The organism is Actinosynnema sp. NPDC020468, assembly GCF_040642015.1.
Classification (GTDB): Bacteria; Actinomycetota; Actinomycetes; order Mycobacteriales; family Pseudonocardiaceae; genus Actinosynnema.
Genome location: NZ_JBFAEO010000001.1, coordinates 181,427 through 195,395 on the forward strand (window position 1 = coordinate 181,427; position 13,969 = coordinate 195,395).

Consider the following 13,969-nt stretch of genomic DNA (forward strand, 5'->3'; position numbering starts at 1 on the left):
CGATCACGGGGCGACGTACGGCGGCGTGTAGATGTCCGTGACGTTGCCCGAGCCGACGGCGGCGGCGCTCACGGGCGCGATGGCGAGCACACCAAGGCCCGCGACGACCGCGGCCACGGCGAGGGCTCTGCGGATGGAGTTCAGGAACATCTCGGGGCTCCGTTTCATGGGGAGAAGACGTGGCAGGCGTTCCGGCTCCCGGCGTACCGGTCCGGGAACCGGCGGTCGCGCGGCGGGGCGCCGCCGTCCGACGCGGTCGTGACCGCGCGGGCGGTGCTCGGCGCCCGGCGCGACCGCGATCCGGCGGGCGGCGGGTGGTTCGGGCTCGTCCCGTCCGGGCGCCGGCGGTCCCGGCGCGGCGACCACGGGTGGTCGCGCGACGGGCGGGGTCCGGCGGGTGGGGACGGGGGACGGGACGACGTGATCCGGGAACGCCGATCGCGGGCTCCGGTGCCCACCGACCACCCGCATCGCACTACCGCCGCTTCGCCAGGGGACGCAGGGAGAAGCGTCCAACCGGAGCATGGCACAGAGGTGTCTCCCCGCTCATCACCCAGTTCTGCCGCATTCCGCTAGGCAAATACCCCGTAACGGGGAGGTGGGTCGTCGTGAACGGGCCACTCGGAGCCCACCTCGCGCGGCCATCCGGTAGGCGTCCGCGATCAGCCGTTCGGCTCGCTGTCCAGGTCGACCCACCAGACCGCCGCGCCCGCGCGGTCCCGCACGCCGATGGTGCGGTAGATCCGCTGGAGGTGGTTCTGCACGGTCTTGGGCGACAGGTCCAGCTCCTCGGCGATGGCGCTCGTGCTGGCGCCGTTGGCGACCCGCCGCAGCACCTCGATGCCGCGCCGGGTCAACCCGGCGTCCAGGGCGCGGGCGATGCGCCGGTTGACCTCCTCGGCGGTCCTGGTCGACCGCAGCGGCTCCGCGCGCCGGGGCACGGCCTCGCCCGCCGCGGCGAACGACCGGTCGGCCAGCTGCGCCACGAGCCGCGCGGACAGGTCGTGCTCGCGCATCCGCAGCAGGTCCCGGCCCTCCTGGAGTTCCCACAGCCGGTACTGCTCCAGCTGCGCGCGGGCGTGCCGCAGCGCCGCGTCCAGCTGCCCGGCCCGCTCGTGCGCCGCGCTGAGCGCGCCGTGCGCCCGCACCGCCACCTCACGCGCCAAGCACCCCATGGCCAGCTCGGCGGCTTGCGCCAGCTGGGAGATCTGCTCGCCGACCCGGTCCCGCGCGCCGCTGATCCGGGCCCGCGCGATGAGCAGCTCGGCGCGCACCACCGGCCGTTGCGCGCCGACGAGCAGCCGGTCCGCCCGCTGGCACGACCGCAGCGCCCGCTCCACCTCGCCGAGGTCCAGCCGCACGTGCGCGAGCAGCAGGTTCAGCCGGGCCATCCGCACCGGCTCGTCCAGCTGCTTCCAGCGGTCGCGGACCATGGCGCACAACGACTCCGCGCGCCGCAGCTTGCGCACGCAGGGTTCACCGTCGGGGCTGCACCGGGCGTCCTCGGTGCGGATCATGCAGTGCTCGTGGTACTGCGAGCGCATGACCTTGGCCTGCTCGTAGAGGATCGACCCGACGAGTTCGGCGTCGGTGGTCAGCTCGGCCAGCCCCAGCGCGCGGGCCAGCGAGTGCATGGACCGCTCGCGCGAGTCCAACCGCAGCTCCACCACCGACCGCGCGTAGGCGCACCACGCCTGCAACCCCACGTGCCGGTTGGCCTCGGCGATCTCCTGGACCCGGTCGATGGTGTCCAGCGCGCCCGGTAACAGCCCGCGCTTGCCCATCGCCACGGACTGCGCGAGCAGCGCGTGCGCGACGCCCTCCGCGTCGTCCAGCCAGGAGTACGCCGCCAGCGCCTTCTCGGCGGACTCCATGGCGTCGCTCAGCCTGCCCTCGTCCAGGGCCAGCCGCGCCTCGCGCAGGTTCGCGGCCGCGTTGGCGCCCGGCTCGGACGTTCGCTGGACTGAGATGGTCATCCTCGGCTCGCCCCCGGCACCGGAGGATACTCACCCGAGTTCCCGCTTCAGCACCTTCCCGGTGGCGTTGCGCGGGAGCGCGTCCACGAACACCACGTCGCGCGGCACGGAGAACCTGGCCAGGTGCGCCCGGACGTGCGCGCGGACCGCGTCCTCGTCCGGCACACCGGGTTCCGCGCGCACGACGTACGCGGCGAGCCGCTGCCCGAACCGCTCGTCCGGCACACCGACCACGGCCACCTCGCGCACACCCGGCAGTCCGGCGAGCAGGTCCTCGACCTCGCGCGGGTGCACGTTCTCGCCGCCGGACACGACCATCTCGTCGTCCCGGCCCAGCACGTACAGCAACCCGTCCGCGTCCCGGCGCCCGACGTCGCCGGTGGCCATCAGGCCGCGCCGGACCTCCTTGCCGGAGCCGTGGGTGTAGCCGTCGAACAGCATGTCGTTGGCCACGAAGACGCGGCCCGTCGCGCCCGCGGGCACCGGGTTCCCCTCGTCGTCCAGGATTTCCAGCCGGGTGCCGCGCGGCGGGCGGCCCGCGGTGTCGGGTCGGCGCGCCAGTTCCTCGGGGCGCGCGACGCTGACCCAGGACACCTCCGTCGAGCCGTAGAGGTTGTAGAGCACCGGGCCGAACCCGTCCAGGCACCGGCGGGCGACCGACGGCGGCAGCGCCGAGCCGCTGGACGCGATCACCCGCAGTTCCGGCAGGTGCGGCCGGCCGGGCAGCTCCAGAACCCGTTGCAGCATCACGGGAACGACGAACATCGCGGCCACACCGTGTTCGCGCGCGTCGGTCAGGGTGAGCGCGGGGTCGAAACCGCGGCGCAGCACCAGGGTCGCGCCCAGCACGAGCGAGAGTTGGAACGCGGCGAGGCCCCAGGTGTGGAACAGCGGCGCCGGCACCGCGAACCGGTCGCCCGCGCGCAGCGGGATCCGGGACAGCAGCGCGGCGGCGGGCGCGAGGCTCGCGGGTTCCGGCCGCTTCGCGCCCTTGGGCGCGCCGGTGGTGCCGGAGGTGAGCACGATCATCCGGCCGCGCGGTCCACCCCGGCGCGGGGGCGCGTCCGACGCGCCGGCGACGAGGTCGTCCAGGGTGCGCGCCTTCGTGGGGCCGTCGACCCAGGCCGTCACCCGGCGGACGTCGCGCGGGGCGTTGCGCAGCAGCGGGCGGAACTCGGCGTCCGCCACCACGACCGACACGTCCTGCTCGCGCAGCACGGTCGCGACCTGGCCCGCGCTCAGCCCGGTGTTGAGCAGCACGGCGTGCGCGCCGAGCTTGACGCACGCGGTGAGCGTCTCCACGAAACCCCGGTGGTTGCGGCACAGCACGGCGACCTTGTCGCCCGGTCCGACGCCGAGGTCGCGCAACCCGTTGGCCAGCCTGGTGGTCCGCCGGTCGACCTGGGCGTAGCTGAGCGTGCCGCGCTCGTCGACGATCGCGGGCCGGTCCGGGTGCCGCGCCGCGCCGACCGCGTAACCCATCGCGATCGTGATGTCCCAGCGCAGGTACGCGTCCAGCACGCCGAGCAGCCGCGCCGGCGCCATCGGCCGCACCACGCCGGAGCGGACGAGGGTGCCGAGCGCGCGCAGGGCGTCGACCGCGCGGGTGACCGGGCGGTCGACGGGTGCCCTCGGTGCGGGCGATTCGGGGACGCCGTCGCTGCTCACGTCCCGATACTGGCACTTCCTACCCGTGAGTAGGAAGAGGTCGGCCCGAATTCGGGAACGGCGGCGGGCCGTTTCCCTGTGGTGCCGGTCGGTGGGGTCAGTCGGTGCCGGAGGCGTTGACCACGGCGTCGCGCAGCGCGGCGCGCAACCGGCCGACCTCCAGCGGGGTGAGGACGGCGGCCTCGCCCGGCGGCACGGTCACCACGACGTGGCCCTGGCTGACGAACACGGTCATGTCGCGGCGGCGCGACGCGATGTCGCGACAGGCGATCTGCCACTCCTGGGGTGAGCCCACGGTCTCCGTACCTCCACCAGTTCTCGACGCGGGTGCTCGGACCAATCCGCGCGCTCCCGCGGTGGAGACGCGTGTGGATCGAGGTCATGACGGGAATTCCCGACGGGCAACCGTGCCGAGCTGCCGATAGCGTCGCACGCAGTCCTCGGCTTGGTCACCTGGGAGAGTGAAAAATGGCTGAACCGCAACGCGTGGTGATTGTCGGGTCGGGCTTGGCGGGCGCCTCGGCGGCCGGTGCGCTCCGGGACCGCGGCTACGGCGGTGACCTGGTGGTGTTCGGCCGCGAACGGCACCGGCCCTACGAGTTGCCCGCGTTGTCGAAGGACGTGCTGCTCGGCGCCGCGGACGGTCCCAACCGGGTGCACGAGCCGGAGTTCTACGAGGAGGTGGACCTCCGCCTCGGCGTCGAGATCACCGCGGTGCGGCTCGCGGACCACGTCGTGGTCGACTCGACCGGCGCCGAGCACTCGTACGATCGGCTGGTACTCGCGACCGGCTCCACGCCGCGCGCGCTGCCCGTCCCGGGCGCAGACCTCCCAGGTCTGCACACGCTGCGCACCGTCGAGGACTCCTTGGCGCTGCGGGAGAAGCTGGTCGAGGGCGCGCGGGTGGTGGTCGTCGGCGCGGGCTGGATCGGCTGCGAGGTGGCCGCCGCGGCGCGCACCCGCGGCGCGGAGGTCACCGTCGTCGACCCGGTGGACGTGCCGCTGCGCCGGGTGCTCGGCCCGACCGTCGGCGGCGTCTTCCGCGAGCTGCACGAGGCGCACGGCGTGCGGTGGCGGCTCGGCGTCGGCGTGGACGGGTTCACCCCGGACGGCGTGCGCCTCGCCGACGGCACCGAGGTCGCGGGCGACGTGGTGGTGCTGGGTGTCGGCGCGGCGCCGAACACCGCGCTCGCCCGGGAGGCCGGGCTCGCGCTCGCCGACGGGGGAGTGGCGGTCGACGCGGCGCTGCGCGCGTCGGACCCGGACGTGTTCGCGATCGGCGACATCGCCGCGCACGACCACCCGCGCTACGACGGGCGGGTCCGGGTCGAGCACTGGGCCAACGCGAAGGACCAGGGCGTCCACGTCGCGGGTTCCGTGCTGGGCGCGGCCGAGCCGTACCAGGCCTCGCCGTACTTCTTCTCCGACCAGTTCGAGCTGGGCATGGAGTACCGGGGGCTCGCCGACCCGGAGAACGACCGGCTGGTGGTGCGGGGATCGTTGGAGCGCCGGGAGTTCACCGCGTACTGGCTGCGCGACGGCAGGCTGCGCGCGGCGATGAACGTCAACCAGTGGGACGACGGCACGGCGCTCCAGGCGCTGGTCGACGCGCACGCGGCCGTCTCGCCCGACCAGTTGCGCACCGCGGCGCCGGGCGACCTCGTGTAGCTAGAGGCAGGAGCCGCTGTCCGGCAGACCCTCGGTCGCGATCAGCCGGTGCAGCAGGCCCCGCAGGGTTTCGGCCTCCTGCGGGGTCAGGTCCTGGGTGAAGCGCGACTCGACCTCGTCGTGCAGCCGTTCGACGGCGCGCTGGACCGCGCGGCCCTCGTCGGTGATCACCGGCAGTCGCACCCGCCGGTCGTTCGGGTCCGGTTGCCGGACCACCAGGCCGGCCCGCTCGAGCCGGTCCAGCTCCGCGGTGAGCGTCGTCTTGTCCAGGCCCAGTGCGTGCCCGAGCGCCAGTTGGGTGCGCCGGCACGTCTCGCTGACCAGCGCGGTGAGCACGATCTGCCCACGCGTGGTGATGCCGTGCCTGCCCGCCGCCTCCTGCGCGATCGCGCCCAGCTTCTGCGCGGCCCGGTGCAGCATCCAGTTCAGGCCCGACCTGCTCACGCACTGGGGGTCGGGAGCCAGATCCATACCCCCAGCATACGCGGCCGGGACAACCTTCCGAGGTGAGAACATCTTGACGAGGAACAACTTCGAGCATATGTTCTCGTTCAAGAACTTCTTGAGGGAGAACAATCATGGGGAACCTGCTGCACATCGACACGAGCGTGCGCGCCGAGGGATCGGTGTCCCGCGAGGTCACCGCCGCGTTCGCCGCCGCGTGGCGCGCGGAGCACCCGGAGGGCGGCTACCGCTACCGCGACCTCGGCGCGGACCCGTTGCCGCACGTGGGCGCGGACGTGGTGGACCTGCGCGCGTCCGGCGGCGACCACCCGCTGGCCCGCGAGGTCGAGGCGGAGGTGCTGGTCGCGGACACCGTGCTGCTGGGCGCGCCGATGTACAACTTCACGATCCCGTCGTCGCTCAAGGCGTGGCTGGACTGGATCGCCGCGCCCGAGTTCATCGCCGACGCCCAGGGCGGCGGCACCCTGCTGGGCGACAAGCGGGTCGTCGTGGTCACCGCGCGCGGCGGCTCGTACCGACCGGGCACGCCCCGCGCGCCGATGGACTTCCAGGAGCCCTACCTGCGCGCCGTGCTCGGCTTCCTCGGGCTCGACCGGCGGCTGGAGTTCGTGCACGCGGAGATGACCATGGCGCACGCGCGCGCGGAACTGGCCCAGTTCAAGGGACTGGCCGACGAGTCGCGCGAGGAGGCGCACCGGGCCGTGCGGACGCTGGCGGTGGGCTGAGGTCACCCGATCCGGTCGGCTCGGGCGCGCCGGCACACTGTGCGGGATTTCTCCCGGGAGGTGCGATGTCCGAGCCGATCTCCGCGGTCGTCGTCAAGGCGGCCGAGCTGACCGCGCGCGGGTTGCCGCGCCAGGCCATCGCGCTGCTCCGGCCGGCGCTGGCCGTGCAACCCCGGCACGCCGAGGCGTGGTGCCGGCTCGCCGCCGCCCACCTCGACGTGGGCGAGCCCGACCCGGCGCTGGACGCGGCCAAGCGCGCGCTCGTGCTCGACGGCGACCACGCGTGGGCGCAACGGCTGGCCGCGCTCGCGCTGAGCGAGCTGGACCGGCACGTCGAGGCGACCGTGGCGGCCCGGGAGTGCGTGCGGCGCAAGCCTTCCGACTGGCGGTGCCAGGTCGTGCTCGCCGAGGTGCTGGCCGCCGACCCGGACGGGCGGGCGCAGGCGGTGGCCGTCGGCCGGGAGGCGGTGCGGCTCGCGCCCGACGAGGCGCGGGCCTACCAGGTGCTGGGCGACGCGGCGCTGCGGGTGCGCGACTGGGGCACCGCCGAGTTCGCCTACCGCACCGCGTTGCGGCTCGACCCGTCCGACGACGACGCGCGGGCGAACCTCGAGACGGTCCGCCGGCGGCGGGGCACGACCGCGTCCTCACCGGGCGCCGACGTGCTGGCCGCCGCGCACCGGCTGGTGTGGCCGACGCTGTCCCGGCTCGCGTCCGTGCTCGTGGCGGGCGGGTTGCTGGTGCTGCTGGCCGGCATGCCGCGGCCGACGCCGTGGCTCGGGTGGGTGGTGCTCGCGCTCGTGCTGGGCTGCCTCGGCGTGGTGGGGCAACTGGTGTGGCGGGCCGGGCGTGGCGTGCGGCGGGCCCTGTTCCACCTGCCGCGGCACCGGCCCAAGGTCGCGACCGTCGGCGTGCTCTTCCTGGCGGCGCTGGTGATCCTGACCGGGTGGGCCGTCGCGCTGCTGCTCGGCGCGTCGACCATGCAGCCGCTCGTGATCGCCTGGTTGTGCTCACTCGTCGGTGGAGCGGTCGTCGTTCTCGGTGGCGGTCGGTAACCTGGTTCGCGGGAGGAGGCGCGGATGACCCGACGCGCGGTGCTCGCGATCCTGGCGTTGATCGCGGGTTTCGTCGTGTCCGGACCCGTGCCCGCGACCACCTCCGACGTGGTCGTCGCGGTGTCCTCGTCGGTCGAGGCCGCCCACCTGCCCGGCGCGCCCACGCGCCTCACGACCGCGCACCCCGTGCAGCAGCACGGACTTCTCGGCAAGCCGCTGGACGGCGTGCAGCCGCCGGTGCACGTGACACCCGTGCCGCCGGTCCGCGAGGACGTCGTCCACCCCGCGCACCGCGTGTCGCCGTCCGACGACCGCGTGCCCCTCGGCGAACGCGCGCCGCCCGTGACCTCCGGTTCCTGAGCGCCCCCTCTCGTTCCTTCTGACCGGAAGGTCCCCTTCACCCATGTCGCGCCCTTCGGCGCGGCGAGAACTCCTCGTCCGAGGGCTGCTGTCCCTCGGCGTGCTCGCCGCGTCCGCGTTCGTCCTGCTCACCAGCCAACCCCGCCTCGGGCTCGACCTGCGCGGCGGAACCCAGATCGTGCTCCAGACCCCGCCCGAGGCGTCCTCCGACGCCACCGACCGCGCGTTGGAGGTGCTGCGCCGGCGCGTCGACGAGCTGGGCGTGGCCGAACCCGTCCTCGCGCGCTCGGGCGACAACCGGATCGTCGTGGAACTGCCCGGCGTCCAGGACCCGGCCGAAGCCGTCGAGGTGCTCGGCCGGACCGCCCAGCTGACCGTGCGTCCGGTCACCGGACCGGGTGAGGTGCCCACGCCCGAGGGCGACACCCTCGCGCTCGGTGAACCCGTGCTGACCGGCGAGGGCGTCAAGGACGCCCGCGGCGCGCCGAACCAGACCGGCGTCGGGCACCAGGTGACCGTGGAGTTCCAGGGCGACGCGCCGGGGCGGTGGCAGCGGGCGACCGGCGCCGCGGCGTGTTTCCCGGCGGGCGACCCGCGGCGGCGGATCGCGTTCGTGCTGGACGGGCAGGTGGTGTCCGCGCCCCAGGTCGACCCGTCGGTGGCCTGCGGCACCGGCATGATCGGGACCAGCACCCAGATCACCGGGCGGTTCGGCCAGGCCGAGGCCGCCGAGCTGGCCCTGGTCATCCGGTCCGGCGCGCTGCCGGTGCCGGTCGAGGTGGTGGAGCAGCGGACCGTCGGGCCCACGCTCGGCGCCGAGGCGATCGAGGCGTCCGCGCGGGCCGCGGTGATCGGCGTCGCGCTGACCGGGCTGTTCCTGGTGTTCGCCTACCGGCTGGCCGGGTTGATCGCGGTGCTCGCGCTGGTCGGGTACGCGGTGCTGTCCTACGCGGCGCTGCTCGCGGTCGGCGCCACGTTGACGCTGCCCGGGTTGGCCGGGTTCGTGCTGGCGATCGGCATGGCGGTGGACGCGAACGTGCTGGTGTTCGAGCGGACCCGGGAGGAGTTCGCCCGCAGACGACGGCTGCCGCGGTCGGTGGACCAGGGGTTCCGCGGCGCGTTGAGCGCGGTCGCCGACTCCAACGTCACCACGCTGCTCGCGGCCGGGTTGCTGTTCTGGCTCGCGGTCGGGCCGGTAAAGGGGTTCGGCGTCACGCTGTCGATCGGGGTGCTGGCGTCGTTGTTCAGCGCGCTCGTGCTGTCCCGCGTGCTGCTGCGGTTGGCGATGCCGCTGCTGGAACGCCGGCCGACGTGGAGCGGGCTGCACGACCTCGGCCGGGTGCGGACCTGGTTGACCTCGCGCGGGTTCGCGCTGTTCGGGCGTCCCCGGAGGTGGTTGGCGGCGGCCGTGCTGGTGGTGCTGGTCGCGCTGTCCGGGCTGCTCGTGCGCGGGCTCGACCTGGGCGTGGAGTTCACCGGCGGCCGGATGATCGACTACACCGCGTCCGCCGTGGACGCCTCGCGGGTGCGGGCCGAGCTGGTCGCGGCCGGGTTCCCCGACGCGGTCGTCGCCACGTCCGGCACCACGGGCGTGTCGGTGCGCACCGGTCCGATCGACGACGCGGCCGCCGTCCGGGTGGGCGAGGCGGTCGACCGGGCCACCGGTGGCGCGGAGCAGGTGGCGAACGAGCTGATCGGGCCGAGCCTCGGGTCCGAGCTGCGCCGCAACGCGGTGATCGCGCTGGCCATCGCCGTGGCGGCGCAGCTGGTCTACCTGGCCGTGCGGTTCGACTGGCGGTTGGGGCTCGCGACCGTGACCGCGCTGGTGTCGGACGTGGCGGTGCTGATCGGCGCGTTCGCGTGGTTGGGCAAGACGGCCGACGGGGTGTTCCTGGCGGCGTTGCTGACCGTGATCGGGTACTCGGTGAACGACTCGGTCGTGGTGTTCGACCGGGTGAGGGAGTTGAAGCGGACCGCGGGGCGCAAAACCGCGTACCGCTCGCTGGTGTCCACGGCCGTGCTGCAAACCGTACCGCGGACGGTGAACACCGGGATCGGCGTGCTGTTCGTGCTCGCCGCCCTGCTCGTGCTCGGTGACGGCTCGCTCGCCGACTTCGCCACCGCGCTGCTGATCGGCGTCGTCGCCGGTACCGTCTCGACCGTTCTCACGGCCGCACCGGTGGCGATCGCCTTGGAGGACCGACGATGAACACGGGACACGCACTGCTGGCCGTCGGGGGCGCCTTCCTCGCGGCCGGGATCATCGGGCGGGCGGGTGTCCGGATCGGACTGCCCACGATCCCGCTGTTCATGGTGGCCGGGATCCTGTTCGGACCCAACACACCCGGACTGTCCCTTGTGGACGACCCGGCCGAGATGGGCGTGCTCGCCGGGCTCGGCCTGGTGTTCCTGCTCTTCTACCTGGGCCTGGAGTTCTCCGTCGACGACCTGGTGTCCGGCGGGCGCAAGCTCGCCTACGCGGGCGTCGGGTACCTGGCGCTCAACATCGGCGGCGGGTTGGCGTTCGGCTTCCTGCTGGGCTGGGGCACCCGCGAGGCGCTGGTGATCGCGGGCGCCATCGGCATCTCGTCGTCGGCGATCGTGACCAAGCTGCTGGTGGAGGCGAACCGGCTGCGCAACCCCGAGTCGCGGCTGGTCATGGGCATCATCGTGATCGAGGACGTGTTCTTGGCGCTGTACCTGGCCGTGTTGCAGCCGGTGCTCAGCGGCACGTCGGGGGTGCGCGCTCTGCTGGACTTCGGCAAGGCGTTCCTGTTCCTGCTGCTGCTTGCCTCCATCGCGCGGTGGGGCGGCCGCGTGGTCACCAGGCTGTTCCGCTCGGCCGACGACGAACTGCTGGTCGTGTGCTTCGTCGGCGTGGCCGTGACGGGAGCCGCCGTGGCGCACGAACTGGGCGTGTCCGACGCGATCGGAGCCTTCATGGTCGGCGCCGTCCTGGGAGGTTCGGGCGTGGCACCGCGCGTGCACAAACTCGTGCTGCCGCTGCGCGACGCGTTCGGCGCCCTGTTCTTCTTCATCTTCGGTCTGTCGATCGACCCGAGGGCGCTGGGCACCGTGTGGATCCCGATCCTGGTGGCGGTGCTGGTGACGATCGTGCTGAACCTGGGTGCCGGGCTGTACGCGGCGAAGCTGCACTCGTTCGACCGGCAGCAGGCCGTGGACATCGGCCTGACCGTCCTGACGAGAGGCGAGTTCTCCCTGGTCCTGGCGGCGATGGCGGTGACGGCCGGCCTGGACTCCCGAGTCGCGCCGTTCGTCGCGGGGTACGTGCTGCTGCTCGCCGTGGTGGGCCCGCTGGCCGTGCTGCGGTCCGACAAGCTGACCTGGCTGCTACCCCGGAGGCTGTTCGCGTAGGAAGGTGGGCGCATGACCGGATTCGCCGCGTACCAGAACGAGATCTTCCGAGTGCGCTTCGGGCTGGCCAACTACGAAGCCGGGCGGAAGCGGTCTGACCTGCGGGAACTTTCTCGTTAGTTCTCGCAGGTTCTCGTGACTGCCTGACGTTCCACGGCCTGGATACAGCCTGGAGACGATCAATTTTGGGCTGAGGTAGGCCCTGGTGCTGCCGCCAAGGTGACAGCACCGGGGCCTACTTGTGTTGTCTGTACTAGCTCCGGCTGAGCCGCCAACCGTCCTCGTTGGCAAGGCGGCGAAGCCGTCGCGGCAGTCAATCGCCGTGCCCAGCGATGCCAGGTCTTGGAGCGCGCGATTCGCCCGGCCTGGGTGCGAGAAGCCGGTTCGTAGGAAGCTCGCCGCCATCCCGTCCACGTGCACCGGCTCCGCGCGCGGCCGAAGGGCGGAGCGAAGCGGGAGCCCGGCGTGCCGCGATTCGGGAGCCGGTGCCAACGTGAGCCGGACCTGGCTGTGCCCCAATCCCATAGAGCTAAATTCGGCAGCGCCTGGAGCCTGGACATGGATCGTCGCTCGCACTGGCCGAATTCTGTGGATACATTGGCCTCTTGATCGTATGCTCCGGTCGCTAGTTTGGCGTTTGGGTTGGCGCTGAAGGTTTGGGAAGGGGTGAATGCATGGGGCATTCGAATGAATACGAAGCTCTTGCGGAACGATTCGAGGCGTTCGTTGTGGACTACGATGAAGGGGAGGGGATGGTCGTGCTAAGAGGCGGGAGAGCTGCGGTTTTCCCGATCGTCTCGCCGCCAGTTGAGGAGATTCGCATAAGAAAGACTTGTTATATGATTGCCGAGCGTCTTCTCTGGATGGTCCTTCCTGGCGGAGGTGTTGTCTCGGCAGAGGCTGGGTTCGGCCTGGTGGATCAACCTCTTATGGGAAGGCCGGTTATATACCTGGACCAGTGTCATTGGAGTGCGATTGCCAACGCAGTCTATGGTGGGCGTATTAGCGAACGGGTCAAGGAGGCGGCCCTCAGGATTCTTTCCCTTGCGAACAGCGGAAAGATTGTGCTCCCGCTGTCCTCGGCGCACATGATTGAGACTTCCGCCACCTATGCGGAAAAGCGTCAGAACCTTGCTACCGTGATGCTGGGCGCATCCCGCGGATGGATAATGCGTGACCCCATCGACGTGCGGCAAGATGAAGCTTTGTCGGCTTTGACAAGGCGGTACCTGTCCACTGAAAGGGAAGTCGAACCGGTTTTCTGCCTGGATCATTCTAGACTTTATGCGGGCCGGTCGGCGGCCTGGCACCCGGAAGGACCGCACAATGATCTTCCGCCGCTCCTGACGGAAGTCTGGATTTGGCTTACAGAGGTATCTTCGACATATGACACTCTTGTCGATCCGCAGAGTATCGACGATAGAGTGCACTACTCGAAGTGGGCTGTATATCACCAAAGACTGTCGTCGGAGTTTGCGGCGAAGCGCGAAAGCTCGGCGAGGAAGCGAAAGTTGGGACTTCTGGCTGCCTTCTCCGACGTACATCGCGAGATTGCAAAGATGGCGGCGGTTGCAAATCTTTCGGTCGAGCAATTTCGTGATTGGGTTATAGTCCACCGTGAGAGTGACATTGCACGGTTGCCGTTCTTGGGACTCTATTTCGATACAATGGCGCTTCGGCTTTCCGACTCTAGTAGAAAGTGGCAAGCGAATGATCTGATCGATGGCCTTTATCTGTCCTGTGCGACTGCGTACGCCGACGCTGTTGGGGGCGAGCGTGCGGCGACGGAATACATCCGCAGGTCATGGCGAAACCGCGATGGCCAAGCGCCGATTTTTGCGACGCTGGCGGAGCTTGTCGAATACGTGGACGGAGAGCTGTTGCGGCGCTGACGGAGGAGTCTTATCGAGCGTTCTTGCGAGTGGGGCGAGATCGATCTCAGTTGGACCCTACTGGTTTCTATCTGACGTTTTCGATACTCTCCCATGTAGGCCGGTGAGGCTGAAAACTGCTTGAGTATCTCATTCTTTCCGGGCTTGTTGACGTGAGTCGGAAATTTGATTCCGGCAGCATTAGAGGCTTTCGGGTCGAATATGGAGTCTATGGCGAAGCTGCACTGAGGCAACGAAGCCCGGCGCGTTTTCGGCACTTGGTAGAGAGGGTTCGGGTTTAATGGAAAGGGGTCGGGCTTAGTGCGCACAAGAACCGCGCGTATCTAATGTGTAAGATCGGGTAGATTGGGATGAGTTGCTATCCTTGTAAAAGAATTGTTACTTGCGATCGCACACCTACGACTGGTGGCACTTCGGACCCTGATGACCGAATTTGGACCAATGGTGGATTCCGTAGTCTTGACGGCTTTGATCTCGTGGGCTTCGCAGAGCTGCTTATGCATAGTGCGCTTCGTTGTTGTCGAGTTCAGCAGCTGGGTGTGGGTATTGAAAGGGTCTTGAGATTTCTCGGCTCCCGAAAGAAGTTCAAGGTGACTGCTGCCCGCCAAAACGTCGCGAAGCTGAGGTGTTACGTAGTGGGCAGGAGTGTTAAAGAATGCTGAACAGGCCGGACCGTCGTAGTCGAGCAGGAGTGCGGCGGTGGTTGCGATGATGTTTTGCGGGGCTTCTGGGAATTTGCTCGGATTTGAGTCCAGGGCCATCGCTTGTACCCCCATGGCTATCGT

12 protein-coding genes are annotated in these 13,969 nt (G+C 70.6%); 7 read left to right on the top strand and 5 right to left on the bottom strand.

Going from position 1 to position 13,969, the window contains the following annotated elements; all coding sequences use genetic code 11:
• Positions 1 to 3: 3 nt before the first annotated feature.
• The 4 genes from AB0G50_RS00910 to AB0G50_RS00925 all read right to left on the bottom strand — a co-directional run bounded on the left by AB0G50_RS00910 (position 4) and on the right by AB0G50_RS00925 (position 3,939).
• Positions 4 to 168, bottom strand: a complete 165-nt coding sequence (locus AB0G50_RS00910) for a hypothetical protein (protein ID WP_360100535.1) — start codon at positions 166 to 168, stop codon at positions 4 to 6.
• A 494-nt stretch (positions 169 to 662) separates the two neighbouring features.
• Positions 663 to 1,976 carry a LuxR C-terminal-related transcriptional regulator gene (locus tag AB0G50_RS00915; protein WP_360100538.1) on the bottom strand — a complete coding sequence of 438 codons (1,314 nt, stop codon included), beginning with the start codon at positions 1,974 to 1,976 and terminating at the stop codon, positions 663 to 665.
• 30 nt (positions 1,977 to 2,006) lie between these two features.
• A complete protein-coding gene (locus AB0G50_RS00920) occupies positions 2,007 to 3,644 on the bottom strand; it encodes an AMP-binding protein (RefSeq protein WP_360100541.1) in 1,638 nt (545 codons plus the stop codon).
• 97 nt (positions 3,645 to 3,741) lie between these two features.
• Entirely contained in the window at positions 3,742 to 3,939 is a 198-nt protein-coding gene (locus AB0G50_RS00925; protein ID WP_360100544.1) for a hypothetical protein, read from the bottom strand.
• A gap of 173 nt (positions 3,940 to 4,112) precedes the next feature.
• On the opposite strand from AB0G50_RS00925, the gene AB0G50_RS00930 reads away from it, so the two are divergent.
• Entirely contained in the window at positions 4,113 to 5,312 is a 1,200-nt protein-coding gene (locus AB0G50_RS00930; protein ID WP_360100547.1) for an FAD-dependent oxidoreductase, read from the top strand.
• Here AB0G50_RS00930 and AB0G50_RS00935 read toward each other — a convergent pair whose 3' ends face one another.
• Positions 5,313 to 5,783, bottom strand: coding sequence for a MarR family transcriptional regulator (locus tag AB0G50_RS00935; RefSeq protein WP_360100550.1), 471 nt, complete (start codon positions 5,781 to 5,783; stop codon positions 5,313 to 5,315). It abuts the gene before it with no gap.
• A 107-nt stretch (positions 5,784 to 5,890) separates the two neighbouring features.
• On the opposite strand from AB0G50_RS00935, the gene AB0G50_RS00940 reads away from it, so the two are divergent.
• The 6 genes from AB0G50_RS00940 (at position 5,891) to AB0G50_RS00965 (ending at position 13,184) form a co-directional block, all read left to right on the top strand.
• Positions 5,891 to 6,502 (top strand): NAD(P)H-dependent oxidoreductase, encoded by a 612-nt coding sequence (locus AB0G50_RS00940; RefSeq protein ID WP_360100553.1) that lies wholly within the window; start codon positions 5,891 to 5,893, stop codon positions 6,500 to 6,502.
• Positions 6,503 to 6,567: 65 nt separating this feature from the next.
• Positions 6,568 to 7,557, top strand: coding sequence for a tetratricopeptide repeat protein (locus AB0G50_RS00945; RefSeq protein ID WP_360100556.1), 990 nt, complete (start codon positions 6,568 to 6,570; stop codon positions 7,555 to 7,557).
• A gap of 24 nt (positions 7,558 to 7,581) precedes the next feature.
• A complete protein-coding gene (locus tag AB0G50_RS00950; protein WP_360100559.1) occupies positions 7,582 to 7,917 on the top strand; it encodes a hypothetical protein in 336 nt (111 codons plus the stop codon).
• A gap of 43 nt (positions 7,918 to 7,960) precedes the next feature.
• Positions 7,961 to 10,126 carry a protein translocase subunit SecD gene (secD, locus tag AB0G50_RS00955; protein ID WP_360100562.1) on the top strand — a complete coding sequence of 722 codons (2,166 nt, stop codon included), beginning with the start codon at positions 7,961 to 7,963 and terminating at the stop codon, positions 10,124 to 10,126.
• The gene (locus AB0G50_RS00960; RefSeq protein ID WP_360100565.1) at positions 10,123 to 11,292 is read left to right on the top strand and encodes a cation:proton antiporter; all 1,170 of its coding nucleotides are present in this window, start codon (positions 10,123 to 10,125) and stop codon (positions 11,290 to 11,292) included. Before secD ends, AB0G50_RS00960 begins: the two co-directional genes overlap by 4 nt.
• Positions 11,293 to 11,966: 674 nt before the next feature.
• Positions 11,967 to 13,184: a hypothetical protein gene (locus AB0G50_RS00965; protein ID WP_360100568.1), complete on the top strand. Its 1,218-nt coding sequence runs from the start codon at positions 11,967 to 11,969 to the stop codon at positions 13,182 to 13,184.
• Positions 13,185 to 13,969: the final 785 nt, after the last annotated feature.

Excerpts from the sequence above, each read along its gene's own strand:
- AB0G50_RS00910 (WP_360100535.1), bottom strand. The coding sequence starts at position 168 with ATGAAACGGAGCCCCGAGATGTTCCTGAACTCCATCCGCAGAGCCCTC.
- AB0G50_RS00915 (WP_360100538.1), bottom strand. The coding sequence starts at position 1,976 with ATGACCATCTCAGTCCAGCGAACGTCCGAGCCGGGCGCCAACGCGGCC.
- AB0G50_RS00930 (WP_360100547.1), top strand. The coding sequence starts at position 4,113 with ATGGCTGAACCGCAACGCGTGGTGATTGTCGGGTCGGGCTTGGCGGGC.
- AB0G50_RS00935 (WP_360100550.1), bottom strand. The coding sequence starts at position 5,783 with ATGGATCTGGCTCCCGACCCCCAGTGCGTGAGCAGGTCGGGCCTGAAC.
- AB0G50_RS00940 (WP_360100553.1), top strand. The coding sequence starts at position 5,891 with ATGGGGAACCTGCTGCACATCGACACGAGCGTGCGCGCCGAGGGATCG.
- AB0G50_RS00945 (WP_360100556.1), top strand. The coding sequence starts at position 6,568 with ATGTCCGAGCCGATCTCCGCGGTCGTCGTCAAGGCGGCCGAGCTGACC.
- AB0G50_RS00950 (WP_360100559.1), top strand. The coding sequence starts at position 7,582 with ATGACCCGACGCGCGGTGCTCGCGATCCTGGCGTTGATCGCGGGTTTC.
- secD (WP_360100562.1), top strand. The coding sequence starts at position 7,961 with ATGTCGCGCCCTTCGGCGCGGCGAGAACTCCTCGTCCGAGGGCTGCTG.
- AB0G50_RS00960 (WP_360100565.1), top strand. The coding sequence starts at position 10,123 with ATGAACACGGGACACGCACTGCTGGCCGTCGGGGGCGCCTTCCTCGCG.
- AB0G50_RS00965 (WP_360100568.1), top strand. The coding sequence starts at position 11,967 with ATGGGGCATTCGAATGAATACGAAGCTCTTGCGGAACGATTCGAGGCG.